Origin of the sequence: Haladaptatus pallidirubidus (genome assembly GCF_020700235.1) — an archaeon.
Lineage (GTDB): Archaea > Halobacteriota > Halobacteria > Halobacteriales > Haladaptataceae > Haladaptatus > Haladaptatus pallidirubidus.
The window spans coordinates 140,630-153,817 of record NZ_CP085307.1; the positions used below are offsets into that span (position 1 = coordinate 140,630).

12 protein-coding genes and 1 pseudogene are annotated in these 13,188 nt (G+C 50.2%); 10 read left to right on the forward strand and 3 right to left on the reverse strand.

Annotation, left to right across the window (positions count from 1 at the left end; genetic code table 11):
- Positions 1 to 42 precede the first annotated feature (42 nt).
- Complete coding sequence (locus LIX15_RS30335) at positions 43 to 1,287, reverse strand: Zn-dependent hydrolase (RefSeq protein ID WP_227779135.1); 1,245 nt, start codon at positions 1,285 to 1,287, stop codon at positions 43 to 45.
- A gap of 146 nt (positions 1,288 to 1,433) precedes the next feature.
- Here LIX15_RS30335 and LIX15_RS30340 point away from each other — a divergent pair, with 146 nt between their 5' ends.
- The 9 genes from LIX15_RS30340 to LIX15_RS30380 all read left to right on the forward strand — a co-directional run bounded on the left by LIX15_RS30340 (position 1,434) and on the right by LIX15_RS30380 (position 10,675).
- Entirely contained in the window at positions 1,434 to 2,720 is a 1,287-nt protein-coding gene (locus LIX15_RS30340) for an ABC transporter substrate-binding protein (RefSeq protein ID WP_227779136.1), read from the forward strand.
- Positions 2,721 to 2,767: 47 nt separating this feature from the next.
- Positions 2,768 to 3,199 carry a GNAT family N-acetyltransferase gene (locus tag LIX15_RS30345; protein ID WP_227779137.1) on the forward strand — a complete coding sequence of 144 codons (432 nt, stop codon included), beginning with the start codon at positions 2,768 to 2,770 and terminating at the stop codon, positions 3,197 to 3,199.
- 140 nt (positions 3,200 to 3,339) lie between these two features.
- Positions 3,340 to 4,809, forward strand: a complete 1,470-nt coding sequence (locus tag LIX15_RS30350; RefSeq protein WP_227779138.1) for an amidase — start codon at positions 3,340 to 3,342, stop codon at positions 4,807 to 4,809.
- Positions 4,809 to 5,546: an ABC transporter ATP-binding protein gene (locus LIX15_RS30355; protein WP_227779139.1), complete on the forward strand. Its 738-nt coding sequence runs from the start codon at positions 4,809 to 4,811 to the stop codon at positions 5,544 to 5,546. Before LIX15_RS30350 ends, LIX15_RS30355 begins: the two co-directional genes overlap by 1 nt.
- A 1-nt stretch (position 5,547) precedes the next feature.
- Complete coding sequence (locus LIX15_RS30360) at positions 5,548 to 6,264, forward strand: ABC transporter ATP-binding protein (RefSeq protein WP_227779281.1); 717 nt, start codon at positions 5,548 to 5,550, stop codon at positions 6,262 to 6,264.
- A gap of 84 nt (positions 6,265 to 6,348) precedes the next feature.
- Positions 6,349 to 7,224, forward strand: coding sequence for a branched-chain amino acid ABC transporter permease (locus LIX15_RS30365; protein WP_227779140.1), 876 nt, complete (start codon positions 6,349 to 6,351; stop codon positions 7,222 to 7,224).
- The gene (locus tag LIX15_RS30370) at positions 7,221 to 8,213 is read left to right on the forward strand and encodes a branched-chain amino acid ABC transporter permease (protein ID WP_227779141.1); all 993 of its coding nucleotides are present in this window, start codon (positions 7,221 to 7,223) and stop codon (positions 8,211 to 8,213) included. The genes LIX15_RS30365 and LIX15_RS30370 overlap by 4 nt, the downstream gene beginning before the upstream one ends.
- A 139-nt stretch (positions 8,214 to 8,352) precedes the next feature.
- Positions 8,353 to 9,642: an ArgE/DapE family deacylase gene (locus tag LIX15_RS30375; protein WP_227779142.1), complete on the forward strand. Its 1,290-nt coding sequence runs from the start codon at positions 8,353 to 8,355 to the stop codon at positions 9,640 to 9,642.
- A gap of 265 nt (positions 9,643 to 9,907) precedes the next feature.
- Positions 9,908 to 10,675 (forward strand): S1C family serine protease, encoded by a 768-nt coding sequence (locus tag LIX15_RS30380; RefSeq protein WP_227779143.1) that lies wholly within the window; start codon positions 9,908 to 9,910, stop codon positions 10,673 to 10,675.
- 33 nt (positions 10,676 to 10,708) lie between these two features.
- Here the strand turns inward: LIX15_RS30380 and LIX15_RS30385 are convergent.
- Positions 10,709 to 10,972 (reverse strand): annotated as a pseudogene (locus LIX15_RS30385) (zinc ribbon domain-containing protein); the annotation flags it as partial.
- Positions 10,973 to 11,184: 212 nt separating this feature from the next.
- Between LIX15_RS30385 and LIX15_RS33535 the strand changes: the two are divergent.
- Complete coding sequence (locus LIX15_RS33535) at positions 11,185 to 11,334, forward strand: universal stress protein (RefSeq protein ID WP_227779282.1); 150 nt, start codon at positions 11,185 to 11,187, stop codon at positions 11,332 to 11,334.
- Between the two features lie 41 nt (positions 11,335 to 11,375).
- On the opposite strand, the gene LIX15_RS30395 is transcribed toward LIX15_RS33535, so the two are convergent.
- Positions 11,376 to 12,458: a CNNM domain-containing protein gene (locus LIX15_RS30395; protein ID WP_227779144.1), complete on the reverse strand. Its 1,083-nt coding sequence runs from the start codon at positions 12,456 to 12,458 to the stop codon at positions 11,376 to 11,378.
- Between the last annotated feature and the right edge of the window lie 730 nt (positions 12,459 to 13,188).

Genomic DNA, 13,188 nt, shown 5'->3' on the forward strand with positions numbered 1-13,188 from the left:
TACATGACATCTCGGTAGTGGGGGGAAGAGAATACACGACTTTCATTGTGACGTCTCCTCTGAATTGGCGAGTTTCAAGACGGTATTAGCAAACACCTCTGCCCCTGCGACGGCATCGTCCCACTGGGTGAATTCCTGCTCGTTGTGTGTTTTACCATCAACACTGTGAACAAAGACGAGCCCTGTTTGAGTCACGTCTGCTAAATAAGAAGCATCATGACCAGCGCCACCGATCATCCGTTCATGAGATAGTCCGAGTTCGTCAGCAACGGTCTCAAGGCTATTGCAAATTTGCTGTGAGAATTCTGTATGCGGGATCCTCCATAGTTCCTCGAGATCATACTCGGTTCCCTCGCGAGTACAGGCAGATGATAATTCGGCTTCGATTTGATCGATACCACGAGTGACTACATCATAGTCATAGGATCGGAGATCGATAGTAAAACTGGCTTTGGATGGAATTACGTTCACTGAGTTAGGTTCAATGGTCAACTCCCCAACGGTCGTTACCACATCATCTGCAAGATGGTTACTGAGCCGTCGAATCCCGGTAATTACGTCTGCTGCTGCAACCAGCGAATCCGATCGAGTATGCATTGGTGAGGGGCCCGCATGATCAGCTTCGCCATAGATCGTTGCTTCGAGCCACGCCATACCAAGAATCCCTTCAACAATTCCGATTTCTCGTCCACACTCTTCGAGCACGGGCCCTTGCTCTACGTGGAGTTCTAGGTATGCATGTGGTATCTGATTTGGATTACACGGGCTCTCACCATCATACCCAATCTGCGTAAGTGCATCCTCAACTGAGGTACCCTGCTCATCTGTGGTAGAGAGGATTTCATCGACATCATGAATCCCAACCCAGGCCCCACTACCCATCAACGCTGGTTTGAAACGCGACCCCTCTTCATTCGTCCAATTGACGATCTCAATAGGCCGTTGTGTCTCTATGTCCAAATTCTCGAAAACTCGAATTGTCTCCAGAGCGGTGAGAACACCGAGTTGTCCATCGTATCGTCCGCCGCTTGGTTGTGAATCTAAATGTGACCCGATGAGAATTGGGTTGGCTGATTGGTCAGCACCTGACCGACGTCCGAAAATATTCCCAAGTTCATCGATCCGGACTGATAGTCCAAGCGCCTCTAAATCCGATACGAACTTATCTCTGATTTCACCATCGGTTGCTGAAAGAGCTAATCGGTCAAGACCACCATTCGCGGTCCCACCGACTTCTGAATATTGTTCGAAGGTTTCGTGAAACCGTTCTGGATTGATTTCCAACATGTGCGTGATAATCTCACCCGTGCTATTTACATCTTGTCTAGATTGAATTCGAATTCTCGGACAAGGTTTCGTTCCTATAATACAAATCAGGACAAATAGCCAGATTGACCGATACCTTTTTATATTCCGTCTCTGAGTTCAGTAACATGGGTATTAACAACGTGTCTCATGCCACCACACGCCGCGGATTTCTTCGTGTTGGCGGAGCAGGAGCTATTGGTGCGTTAGCTGGATGTCTCAAGGGGTTTGGAGGAAGTGAAGGAGGAGGAGGCCTCAAAATCGGGTTTTACGGGCCATTTTCGGGGCCAGCTTCAAACATTGGGCAGCAAAAGAAGATGGCAGCGAACCTTGCTCGTGAACTGATAAATGAAAATGATGGTGTACATGGTGAGGATATCACCTTAGTATTTGGCGACTCAGAATCTGAGCCCTCGGCTGGTCGGAACGAGGTTAATCGGCTAATTCAAGAAGAGAATGTAGATGCAGTAGGAGGGGGATTTCACAGTGACGTTGCGTTGACCACAATCGATGTGACTAACCAACACGATGTGCCACAGATCATCGACGAAGCGGTGTCAAGTGAGATTGTCAAAAAGATCAACAACAATAACTTAACGAACGTCTTTAAAACGACACCACCTTCGGAAGCCTATGCGGTGGGTTGGCGACAACTTATTTCGCAGTTTCAAAAGCAGAAGATCGGCTACTTTCCCTATCAGAAAAAGAGAATTGCGTTGATCGGAGAGGACACCTCATATGGGCTCTCCATTATGGATTTGATGAAGGGTGAATTGAAGAAAATCGGCTGGAATGTTATTTCGGAAGATGAAGTTGGATTAGATGAGACCGATTTTACCTCTCTCCTCGCGCGAATCAAGGAAAATAACCCAGATATCGTGTGGGGTGTTCAAACATCATCATCCGGTGCTGGTAACCTTGCAAAGCAGTTTGCTGGAGCTGGCTTTGAAAACACACATTTCTTCCACAACTATGGTCTTACAATCGAACAAGCTCGGCAAACCGCTGGTAATGCCGCAAATGGCGCAATTACGCTGTTGAATGCGGGTCGCGTAGACAAATTGCTCAAACAACAAGGAGCGCTTCAGGCATGGAATGAGAAACACGATGCCCAGATGACCGGGAGTGCGGCACTCTCGTACCAAAATATCAAATTGATTGCGGAGTATGCCCGTTCCTTTGACGATTTAGAGACATTCAGATCGGCAAGTAACGATCAATGGGCTAAACACGTCCTCAATCACGATCCAGTCGAGGGCGGGAGCGGGTACATCAAATTCCAGCAAAACCACCAAGCAGCATGGGGAAGCCCGAAGACACAGTCGGCACTCGGGTACCAGATAATTAATGGGAATTTGAACTTTGTATGGCCTCCCGAGCTAGCAGCCAAACAAATAGACGGGAGTGTCTACTAACTCAATGAGAGACGTGAGCAAGGGAGCTAACTTTTTCCCGATAGGTGGTGACCACAGTGGAGATTAAACACGCTACAACACCCGAGGAACGTCAAAAAGCGTTCCCAATCCTTCAGGAGCTTCGATCTCACCTCACTGCAGATTCATTTGACGATCTGTATGCCGAAATGGCTGAAGAGGGGTATCGACTCTTTGTAGGCTATGAAAAAGACAAGCCAGTGGCAGTGGCTGGCGTCACAATTTCGACGAACTTCTATTTAGGACGACACGCGTATGTCTACGATCTCGTAACCACAGAATCACGTCGTTCCAAAGGGTATGGTGAAGAGCTTCTGTTGTTCGTGCACGAATGGGCCGAGCAACAGGAGTGCGATGCTGTTGAGCTCGAATCAGGATTGTGGCGAGACGACGCTCATCGTTTCTATGAACGATTAGGATACGAAAAATACTGTTACTCATTCAAATATGATCTTAATTGACTCAGCACCTCGAAAGACCCAGTTCGAGTTTGAACGGGGTGTGTTACGTGGTCGGTACCACACGTTATGCCGGGGACTCACCGGTAGCCGAAGAGAGCTGAAATTGAGGGATCAATCCCTGATACAGGGAGTTGATCCACATGAGTGACAAACTGTGCTTCACTCCTGCTACCGAACTTGCTGACCGTATTCAGGCAGGTGATCTATCACCAGTTTCTGTCATTGATGCATTCCTCGACCGGATCGATCGGATCAACGACCGGCTCACAGCCTATGTTACGGTTTGTGATGAGCGTGCTCGTTCGGAAGCATTGGAAGCCGAACAAGCAATCCAGCAAGGTGAGAAATTGGGTCCGCTCCATGGAGTTCCAATCGCTATCAAAGATCTCACACGAGTCAACGGTGTTCGTACCACATTTGGTTCTCCGTCATTTGCTGATCACGTTCCTACCGCCGATGATACGGTAGTCAAACGGCTCCGAGACGCAGGAGCAATCATTCTTGGAAAAACGAATACGCCCGAATTCGGCCGAAAAACCGTAACCGAAAATTCAGTCTTTGGAGCGTCAACTAACCCATGGGATCTCACTCGGATAACTGGCGGCTCATCCGGTGGCAGCGCCGCTGCAGTTGCAGCAGGACTTGCACCGCTTGCACTCGGGTCTGATGCAGCAGGTTCCATACGAATTCCATCCAGTGCCTGTGGAGTGTATGGATTAATGCCTGATTTTGGACGTGTACCGCATGGGGCGTCCAATGTAGACGCATACGAGAACAACTTACCATACACGTACCTTGGACCGATCGCCCGGACTGTCAGTGATGCGGCACTAATGCTGGATGTGATCGCCGGTCCTGATGTGAACGATCCGTTTAGTCTTCCACAGGCCCCCGGTTCGTATCGAGACGTTCTTGACGAAGAGATATCGGATCTATCGATCGGTTATTCGATCGACTTCGGTGAGTCCGTAATCAGTACGGAAGTGCAGAGTACAGTTGAAAGCGGACTTCAGTATCTTTCAGAAGCTGGTGCAACCGTTGAACCGGTGAACATCACGTTCGAAGAAACATGGGAAGAACGACACGAAGCACTCGAACGGATTCTCCAGGCCCGGTATGTTGGTCTTTACGAGAATCTAAGACGAGATTCAGACGTTGACCTACTGGCAGATGATACCGAGGTTACTCCAGAAGTCAAATCTCGTATTCAGAAGGGCCTACAGATCGATACTCGAGAACTTGCCGACGCACGACGGATTAGGACATCGATCTATCGAGAGATTCAATCAGCAGTCGCACAGTTCGACATCCTTGCAACACCAACGCTCGGACGAACCGCATTTGAGCTAGATACAGACCACCCCACTATCGACGGTGTCTCGGTGCATCCAATGCATGGCTGGACTCTCACATGGTTGCTTAATCTGAGCGGCAATCCAGCAGGATCTGTCCCAATCGGATTCTCGGATGACGGTCTTCCGATTGGAATGCAATTGATTGGACCTCGGTTCGGTGATCGAGACGTACTCAAAGCGAGTGCATTCGTCGAACAGACATTGCCATGGGATGGATCATATCCGCCAACAGGGATCACGGAGGCCGAAGGATAATGGCTGGACACACTTCATCAACGAATGAAAATCAGATCCTCTCTACCGACGGCCTCAAGAAGTCATTTGGGGGCGTTATGGCGGTCGATGGCCTCGATATCTCGATCGAACCCGGCGAGTTGGTTGGATTGATCGGTCCCAATGGATCTGGAAAGACGACAACGCTGAATCTCATCACCGGGTTTCTATCGCCAAGCGATGGCGAAATCTCACTCGATGGTAAGGACATTACGAACAAGAAACCGTATGAAGTGTCCACGCTTGGCGTTGGTCGGACGTTCCAGATATCGAAGCCATTTGGTCGGCTAACTGTCGTAGAGAATATGATGGTCCCAAATGTCTCAGTTGGGCCTGAAGAGCGGGATGAGCGGATTTGGGAATTACTGGAGGAACTACATCTGGATCATGTCGCTGAAAACCGTGCTGATGAACTCAGTGGCGGACAGAAAAAGCTCCTCGAACTAGCTCGTGTACTAATGCTCGAACCGGAGCTGATTCTGCTCGATGAGCCGGCTGCAGGTGTTAATCCCGCACTCATGGATGAGATTATCGATGACATTAAACGGATCAACAATCGAGGAACCGCCATTCTCGTGATCGAGCACGATATGTCCGTGATCAGTGCACTCTGTGAGCGAGTCATTGTGATGAACGCCGGACGACAAGTGATGAGTGGTACTTTCGAAGAGGTCCAAGCTGATGATCAAGTTCGTGAAGCCTATCTCGGAGGGACGTAAAATGTCACTAGTTGATTTAGAGTCAGTCGACGCCGGATACGGTGAAAATCAGGTTCTGCACGATATTAACCTCGATATCGAACCCGATCGCGTCAACTGTATCATCGGACCAAACGGATCCGGAAAATCGACGCTTCTAAAAACCATTTGTGGACTCGTCGAGGTCTGGGATGGGTCAATCCGAATTCGAGATCACGATGTGACAAATGCCCATCCACGGAACGTTATCGAACAGGGTGCAGTCATGCTGCCCCAAAGTGGAAACGTCTTTCCGGAGATGACTGTCCAAGAGAACCTCCGGATTGGGGCATTCTTAGTCGATGATACGAAGTTTTTGAAAAATCAGTATGGGACAGTGTTCGAGATGTTTCCAGTCCTTGAAGAAAAGCGAAATCAACGAGCTGGAGAACTCAGCGGAGGCCAGCAAATGATGGTTGCATTTGGCCGTGCACTGATGTCTGATCCGGAAATTTTGCTCCTTGATGAACCAAGTGCAGGACTTGCCCCTGATCTTGTTGATCTCGTCTTTGAACAGGTAGCTAGACTCAAAGAAGAAGGTCGGGATATGATTATTATCGAGCAGAACATCCGAAAGGTCCTCGATATTGCCGAATACGTTTACGTCCTTGATCAGGGGAGCGTTGTGTTCGAAGGATGGACAGACGAACTACGGAATGAAGGCGATATCATGAAAATGTACATTGGAGAACGCCACTAATGAATTGGAAAATAGCCATATCTGAGACACACTTCAACCGGGCAGAGAGCGACCGCACGGTGGTATTGAGAGGAGAAAAGTAACATGGTCAGTCCTGAGCTTATTATTCAACAAATTGTCAATGGTGTGTTCTTTGGCGGACAGCTTGCACTGATTGCAGTTGGACTGACTCTCATCTGGGGTGTCGCTCGTGTTCTCAACTTCTCCCATGGGGCGCTGTTTATGATCGGCGGATTTGTCGGTTTTTTCGCGTTGGAGATCTCTGGTAGTATTTTCGTCGCGATTCTCAGTTCGATTCTGGTTGTTTTCGCCGTCGGGTGGATTATCGAATATGCACTGATCGAGCCTCTACGAGACCGAGAAGAATTTGATATCGCATCAATGGTAATCACACTCGGATTTGCGATTTTCATTGAAAACGCGATTCTCGTCGAAATCGGCTCGAGTCGGCGTGCATTCCCTCAAATAACGAATGCAGCATGGGAACTAGCAGGCATCACCGTGAATGCACAACGGCTTCTAATCTTTTTGATCTCGGTTGTAGCGCTAAGCCTGCTTTTTCTGGTCATCTCCCGAACGAAGCTGGGACTCGCTATTCGAGCAGTCTCACAGGATAGTGAAACAGCACTTCTCATGGGTATCCGTCCGAAGCGAATTTATGCAATAACCTTCGGAGTGAGTGCTGCCCTTGCGGGGCTAGCGGGTGTGCTTCTTGCACCACTCTTTGCGATCTATCCATCAGTCGGGTGGTATCCATTTCTGCTGGCATTCATTGTCGTGATGGTCGGTGGTCTTGGAAGTGTTCGGGGAACGCTTATCGCGGCGATAGGGCTGGCCGTGATTCGAAGCCTCAGCATGATCTGGGTTGCGAGTGAAACGGCAATGATCATCCTCTTTGTAATCATGATCATCATTTTAGTTGCCACACCAGACGGTATCGGAGGGTGGATCAGCGGATGATTGGTCAGACACTCCGTGCTGCGTTCGAACGAACCATTACACGGCTCAGGGAAGATGCTGGAACCCGAAACGGGATCCTGTTCCTGCTTGGTGGACTCATCGCTGCGATTGCCCCACTGATTTTCACATCCTATGGAATTGAGATTCTCATGCAGTTGTTCATCATCGTGCTCTTAGTCGGAAGTTGGATCTTCATTGCAGGCTATTTTGGTATCTTCACCTTTTCCCACGTCGCCTTGTACGGCGTCGGAGCCTATGCAGCTGTACTATTCGTAGGTGAATTCGGTGCGCCACCACTCCTGTCGATTCTCATAGCCGGGCTTGCCGCCATCCTGTTTTGCCTTCCGATCGCATATCCTGTATTGCGCCTCAAAGGAGCGTATGTTGGAATGGTGACGTTGGCCTATGCGGAAATCATCTACCGAGGTACGATCATCCTTCGGGACGTGACCGGTGGTCCGACTGGGTACACGAATTTCTCACCTCTCTTCGGTGGTGATCAGCTGCTCATGTACTACTTCGTTGTAAGTGTCGTCGTGCTACTCATGATTGTTCAGTATGGGCTCCTCGTTAATCGATTTGGCCTGGTGGCTCGTGCGATTCGTGAATCAGAAGAAGCTGCAGAAATGCTCGGGAATAACGTCCCTCGATACAAGCTCTCTGGATTCGTTATTGGATCGGCTATCGCTGGTATTGCTGGTGCATTGCAAGCATATACACTGCTCATTATTTCACCGCCGATGCTCCAACTGTCCCAGATGATCGAGGTAATGGCAATGGGTATCATTGGTGGCCCACGGATGATCGGTGGTGCTGTCTTCGGTGGAGTTGCTGTCTTCGGCCTCTCAGAGATGCTCCGAGATGTCGGCGAAGTTCGGCTGATTATTTGGGGAGCCTTGTTAGTCATCGTGACGTTGTTCTTCCCGAACGGGCTGGCTGGGAGTGACTTCGGCATTCGATCTCGAGTCCAGGAGCTATTCGACCGATGAGGGTGGTATCTCGAGTCAGGGGTTACTCTCAGATCAGAGGGGAATGCTGGCCGCCACCGATTGATTACGACAGTCACGGAATTGCGCGGATCAACAAGCGGCCGAGAACAACCATAGACGCTCACAATACACATAAACAATGTCCACTAAGGCTACACTCGAAGAAGCGATAGACGCGAAAGAAACGGATCTCGTAGAATTGGTAACCGACCTCGTCGAAGCTCAGACGGTAACTGGCGACGAAAAGCCCGGACAAGCGGTCGTCATTGACCGACTTGAGTCGATGGGGTTAGAACCGGATGTCTGGGAACCATCTGCTAACGAACTTGCCGAACATGAGGGGTATTTCCAAACCTCTTCATACGATGCTGTAGGATACGACGACCGACCGAACGTTGCAGTACGGATCGAAGGAGGAGACGGCCCGACACTTACTCTCGGCGGCCATATCGATGTTGTCGATGTAACTGAAAGCGAGTGGGAGCGGGAACCCTGGACAGTTACCAAAGAGGGAGACACAATTTATGGGCGCGGTGTGGCCGATATGAAGGGTGGGTTGGCAGCGGTATTACTTGCGATCGAAGTACTCAATGATGCTGGAGTTGAGCTCGGTGGTGACCTCATCTTCCAAAGTGTTATTGAGGAAGAAGATGGCGGTATCGGCGGTGCCTTATCCGTGCTCGAACGGGGCTATGTCCCCGATGCAGCTGTAATCGCTGAGCCGTTCAATATTCCAAATATCGGCATTGCAAGTGCGGGAGTCATGTATTTCCGAGTAGAGGTGCCTGGAAAGAGTGTTCATGCTGCATGGGGGCATGAGGGAGTCAATGCAATTGGGAATGCGACGAAGGTCTACCAAGCGATCGAAGAGCTCGATCAACGACGAAAAGCTGAGATTGACTACGAGCCTGCCTATCGAAGTGATCCAGACCTGGAAGGGAATGTGACAAATATCAATATCGGGATGATTGAAGCCGGTGATTGGCCTTCGACACTCCCTAGTAAGGCGATTCTACAAGGTCGTGTCGGATGGCCACCTGGTGAAAGTCGAGAAGAGGTTCGAGAGCAGATCGAGCGTACGATCCGAGAGGCAGCAAATGATGATCCTTGGCTCAAAGATCACCACCCATCGATTGAGTGGTTTGGGTGGCAGGCAGTCCCGCATGAAATCAGTCCAGAGGCAGAGATTGCTCAGATCTCAAAGCAAAATGCCGAGCGGGTGACGGGACAATCTGGGTCATTTGTGGGTGGTAATGCCGCACTTGATGAGCGGTTTTACGCACTTTACTACGATACTGATGCAGTTTCAGTCGGTCCGGAGGGCTGGAACCTTCACGGTGCTGATGAACACACCACGGTTCCTGCATTGCTCGAGACAGCGAAAACGATCGCTGGGATTGCTGTCGACTACTGTGGCGTCGAGGAATAAAGAGGAACACCGTCTGAACTTGCAGACCATCTCGAGATGTTGATTCAAACCGTTCTGGGCAGGTACCGTCACTATCGCGGCTGACACAGTTCACCCGATGGATGAAGAAGCTCTTCATTCGCGAAGGGGGTCTCACAGCCACAAACCTTTGGGAGAGATCCATCTAGTTCTAGCGGATGAGAATGAGCTCGAGACGAGTGAAAAGACGCCCAAGGCAACCAAATTCATCCGTCACGTGCGATGACGGACGATGGAGTTTGGGTGGATGACCCCCTCCTATACCCGAAGAGAGGTTCTTCGCGTGGCTGGCCTCGCTTCCGTCTCCCCTTTTTCTGGCGGTATCGGAAGTGGTCGATGTGCCGAACCCCCTGCAACCGAGTATCGGACCACTGCTGTCGGCGATTCCGACCCGTTCCCCGAGAAAGTCCGCGACCGAGCTCGAACGCTCGGAGAAACGGTGCAGAGATCGGTTGTCCGAATATTGACTGATTCTGGGGGTGGAACCGGTTGGATCATCGATAGTGGATACATCCTTACCAATTCTCATATCGTTCAAGAGGCGGCATCGGTAGCGATCGAAACATTCGATAACCGTACGGGAATGGCTACTCGTGTCGGATTTCACCGGGATCTCTTTCCGGATATCGCCTTGCTCAAGACAGACCTCGAAACCCCGCCTCCACTTTCACTGGCGAGGAACGCACATCCCTCTCTGAATGATGAATTGCTCGCGGTCGGACATCCAAAAATGGTAGGTGACTGGGTGATATCTCTGGGTCGGTACGACCGCTACAACCCACATTCAGATTGGATAGAAGCAACAATTCCGATCGGAGATGGTAACAGCGGCTCACCGCTGTTGATGATGGACGGGGATGTCATCGGCTGTGTCAATGGAACAACTCGGGAGAACCACACGATAGCGCGTGAAAATCGACCGAAAACCGTGTACACCACCTTTCCGAGACGACTAACAGTTGCGACAGCAACACCAGCAGATACGATCACGAAATGGGTATCGCGGTGGCGATGATTCAATAGGATAGAAAGCGTGAACTACCCCCCCCTACGCGCTTCGCGCATTGAGGACGGGGCTTCCTGCTTCCACGACGCGCTTTGCAGACACAACCGTGTCCGTAGGGAACGCAGTCTCCACAGGCGTTAATTTGGAGCGTCCCGCTCCTAACCGCTTGCTACCACGAGAAAGGATGTTGTACGCCGCATTCGCGCCTCTATCCGCCTCAAACCCACATGCCGGGCACGAGTATTTGCGCACCCACAACGGTTTATCCGTCGAAACGCCACAGGCTGCACACTCTTTCGTGACTCCTTACAAAGGAGTCGGTCGAGAGTTCAAATCTCTCCTAAGGCTTCTGCAAGCGATTTTAGATGCTCACAGAAGAGAGAAGCTTCTTGAGGATTATTCTGGGCTAGTATGAGCTACTAACCAAAACTCGTTCACAAGCTGGTTTGAAGAGCGCGTTGGAGACGACATCGACGTCCAGTCAGCAGTGCGGCGAGGAACACCTCACGAAGAGATTTTTGACGTATGCACAGGAGCACGAGATCGATCTCATTGTGATGGGGATTCGTGGAGCTGGCAAACTTACAGCCCCTCTCGTTGGGAGTGTCACATCGTGTGTGCTCAGTAGTGGAGATATTCCGGTGTTGGTAGTGCAAGCGGATGAGTAAGAGGCTCTTCGCCGAGAGAGCTGCTATCAGTCCAAAGCTTACTACGACCTGTCGAGGGGGTCTTCGAGTTCACCAGTAATCGCTTCAAACGCGTCAGTTGCAGTTATAGCTCCTACTGTTCGACCGTTATCCACTACAAGTGCGATCTCTTGATCTGCTTCTTGGAACGTGTCGATCAAGTCGCTAATCGGAATATCTGGAGGCACTGTCAATGCGGGCGATGCAATATCAGTCAGTTCAGATTCTTCCCGTTCGAGGGCCTCCAGTGATTGGACAACAGCTGGGAGATAGATGGTTCCGATAACGTCGTCAATGGAAGTTCCAATGAGGGGAAAACGTGTATGTAGATGTGAACGGATCGTTTCGAGGCTAGTCTCAAACGGCTTCTCTGTCGAGACAGTGATGATTGCATCTCGGTCGACCATAAGATCAGATGCGTGAATATTATCGATTGCAACTGCGTTAATGATTTCTTCACGTCGATCGGCAGGAATCCCCATATTCGCCATGGTTGATCCCATCTGATTGATTAATCCCTGACGCGTGTCTGCACCCTCCTCGACCTCTTCTTCCGCCCAGGATCGGGTCATTTCGACTCCAATGAGCGAAAGAAGTGCTTTTGCTGACCAGTCAGCAAGACGAATGATCGGCAAAAATATACGCGTCCACCAGTAAAGGACAGGGGCACCGTATTTTGCAACCTGTTTCGACCGCTCAATCCCAAGGTACGTCGGTGCTTGTTCTCCTACCGTAAGATGAAGGAGGTTGATGATCGCAAGCGAGGTGAGTGCCGCAAGCGCTGTGTGTCCGCCTCCTCCTGATCCGAGTATACCTCCGAGTCCAAGCGCAGTAATGACTGGATCGACTACTGCGGAAAGTGCGGGTTCAGCGACGACACCAAGACCAACACTGCAGATAGTAATCCCGAGCTGGCACCCCGAGAGGAAGATTTCCAATTGTTCGGTCATCTCCCAGGCGCGTTCGAGGCCACCTGATCCTTGGAATTCGTCTTGTGTGAACTGGCGAACACGCGTCATCGCGAATTCGATTGTGACAAAATAGCCATTTCCAAGTAGGAGGATCAATCCAGCTGTCAGCCGACCGATCGTGCCGATATCAACCATTTACTCACTCATACCGTTGATTGTTCTGTTTGAAAGTCATCCTTCGATACCCAGTAGCCGATAATAGACTCACTACTTATTGTTTTGTAGCGTTATAAAACGTAGGGCATGTTGATGGTCTTTGATTTCTCCTATCTGGTTTCCCTACGCTGCCGGATTAACCATTGCACGCGACAATCAATCCGGCGGTAAATGTTATCGACTGATAGAGGATCATAACTCATGAAGCGACAAAGGAACGAGAAGGGACTGGATTCATAGCCATTGCATAGATACACACCGACTGCGGAGAAGCAGGAATCGGCTCATCGAAGACGAATGATGGCTCCCAGCAAATAAGAATACATGATAGAAATTTGCAATTAATCGGCCCAACTGGCAGATCTAGGTGGCTAACGGTAATATTGGTTACCCACTGTTGCGGTCGATCGAGTAGGGCTACTCCTTTCTCAGTAGTATCGTCGATTATTGCATCCGTGCTTTCTGCCAGCGTTCGCTGGTCGGTTAGATCCGAGACCTTCAATTGGCACGCCATGGACAAAAAGAGCTGAAGCGGTGGTTAGTTTGGTGATTCCTTCTGTCCCGTTTGCACGCATGGCCAGCACGGGAAGTCAGCGAGGCCGTCACAGTCACAATTTCTAGGTTCGACATCGTCTTCGTCCTCCGACGGAAGGCCTCGAGCATCCCGTCTTCGAAATCATTGAATTACTCGTTAATCGTCCCCACCGAA

What these genes read in the sequence shown, in the direction of transcription:
- LIX15_RS30340 (WP_227779136.1), top strand. Translation starts at nt 1,434, where the DNA reads ATGGGTATTAACAACGTGTCTCATGCCACCACACGCCGCGGATTTCTT.
- LIX15_RS30360 (WP_227779281.1), top strand. Translation starts at nt 5,548, where the DNA reads ATGTCACTAGTTGATTTAGAGTCAGTCGACGCCGGATACGGTGAAAAT.
- LIX15_RS30380 (WP_227779143.1), top strand. Translation starts at nt 9,908, where the DNA reads ATGACCCCCTCCTATACCCGAAGAGAGGTTCTTCGCGTGGCTGGCCTC.
- LIX15_RS30355 (WP_227779139.1), top strand. Translation starts at nt 4,809, where the DNA reads ATGGCTGGACACACTTCATCAACGAATGAAAATCAGATCCTCTCTACC.
- LIX15_RS30365 (WP_227779140.1), top strand. Translation starts at nt 6,349, where the DNA reads ATGGTCAGTCCTGAGCTTATTATTCAACAAATTGTCAATGGTGTGTTC.
- LIX15_RS30335 (WP_227779135.1), bottom strand. Translation starts at nt 1,287, where the DNA reads ATGTTGGAAATCAATCCAGAACGGTTTCACGAAACCTTCGAACAATAT.
- LIX15_RS30395 (WP_227779144.1), bottom strand. Translation starts at nt 12,458, where the DNA reads ATGGTTGATATCGGCACGATCGGTCGGCTGACAGCTGGATTGATCCTC.
- LIX15_RS30350 (WP_227779138.1), top strand. Translation starts at nt 3,340, where the DNA reads ATGAGTGACAAACTGTGCTTCACTCCTGCTACCGAACTTGCTGACCGT.
- LIX15_RS30375 (WP_227779142.1), top strand. Translation starts at nt 8,353, where the DNA reads ATGTCCACTAAGGCTACACTCGAAGAAGCGATAGACGCGAAAGAAACG.
- LIX15_RS30370 (WP_227779141.1), top strand. Translation starts at nt 7,221, where the DNA reads ATGATTGGTCAGACACTCCGTGCTGCGTTCGAACGAACCATTACACGG.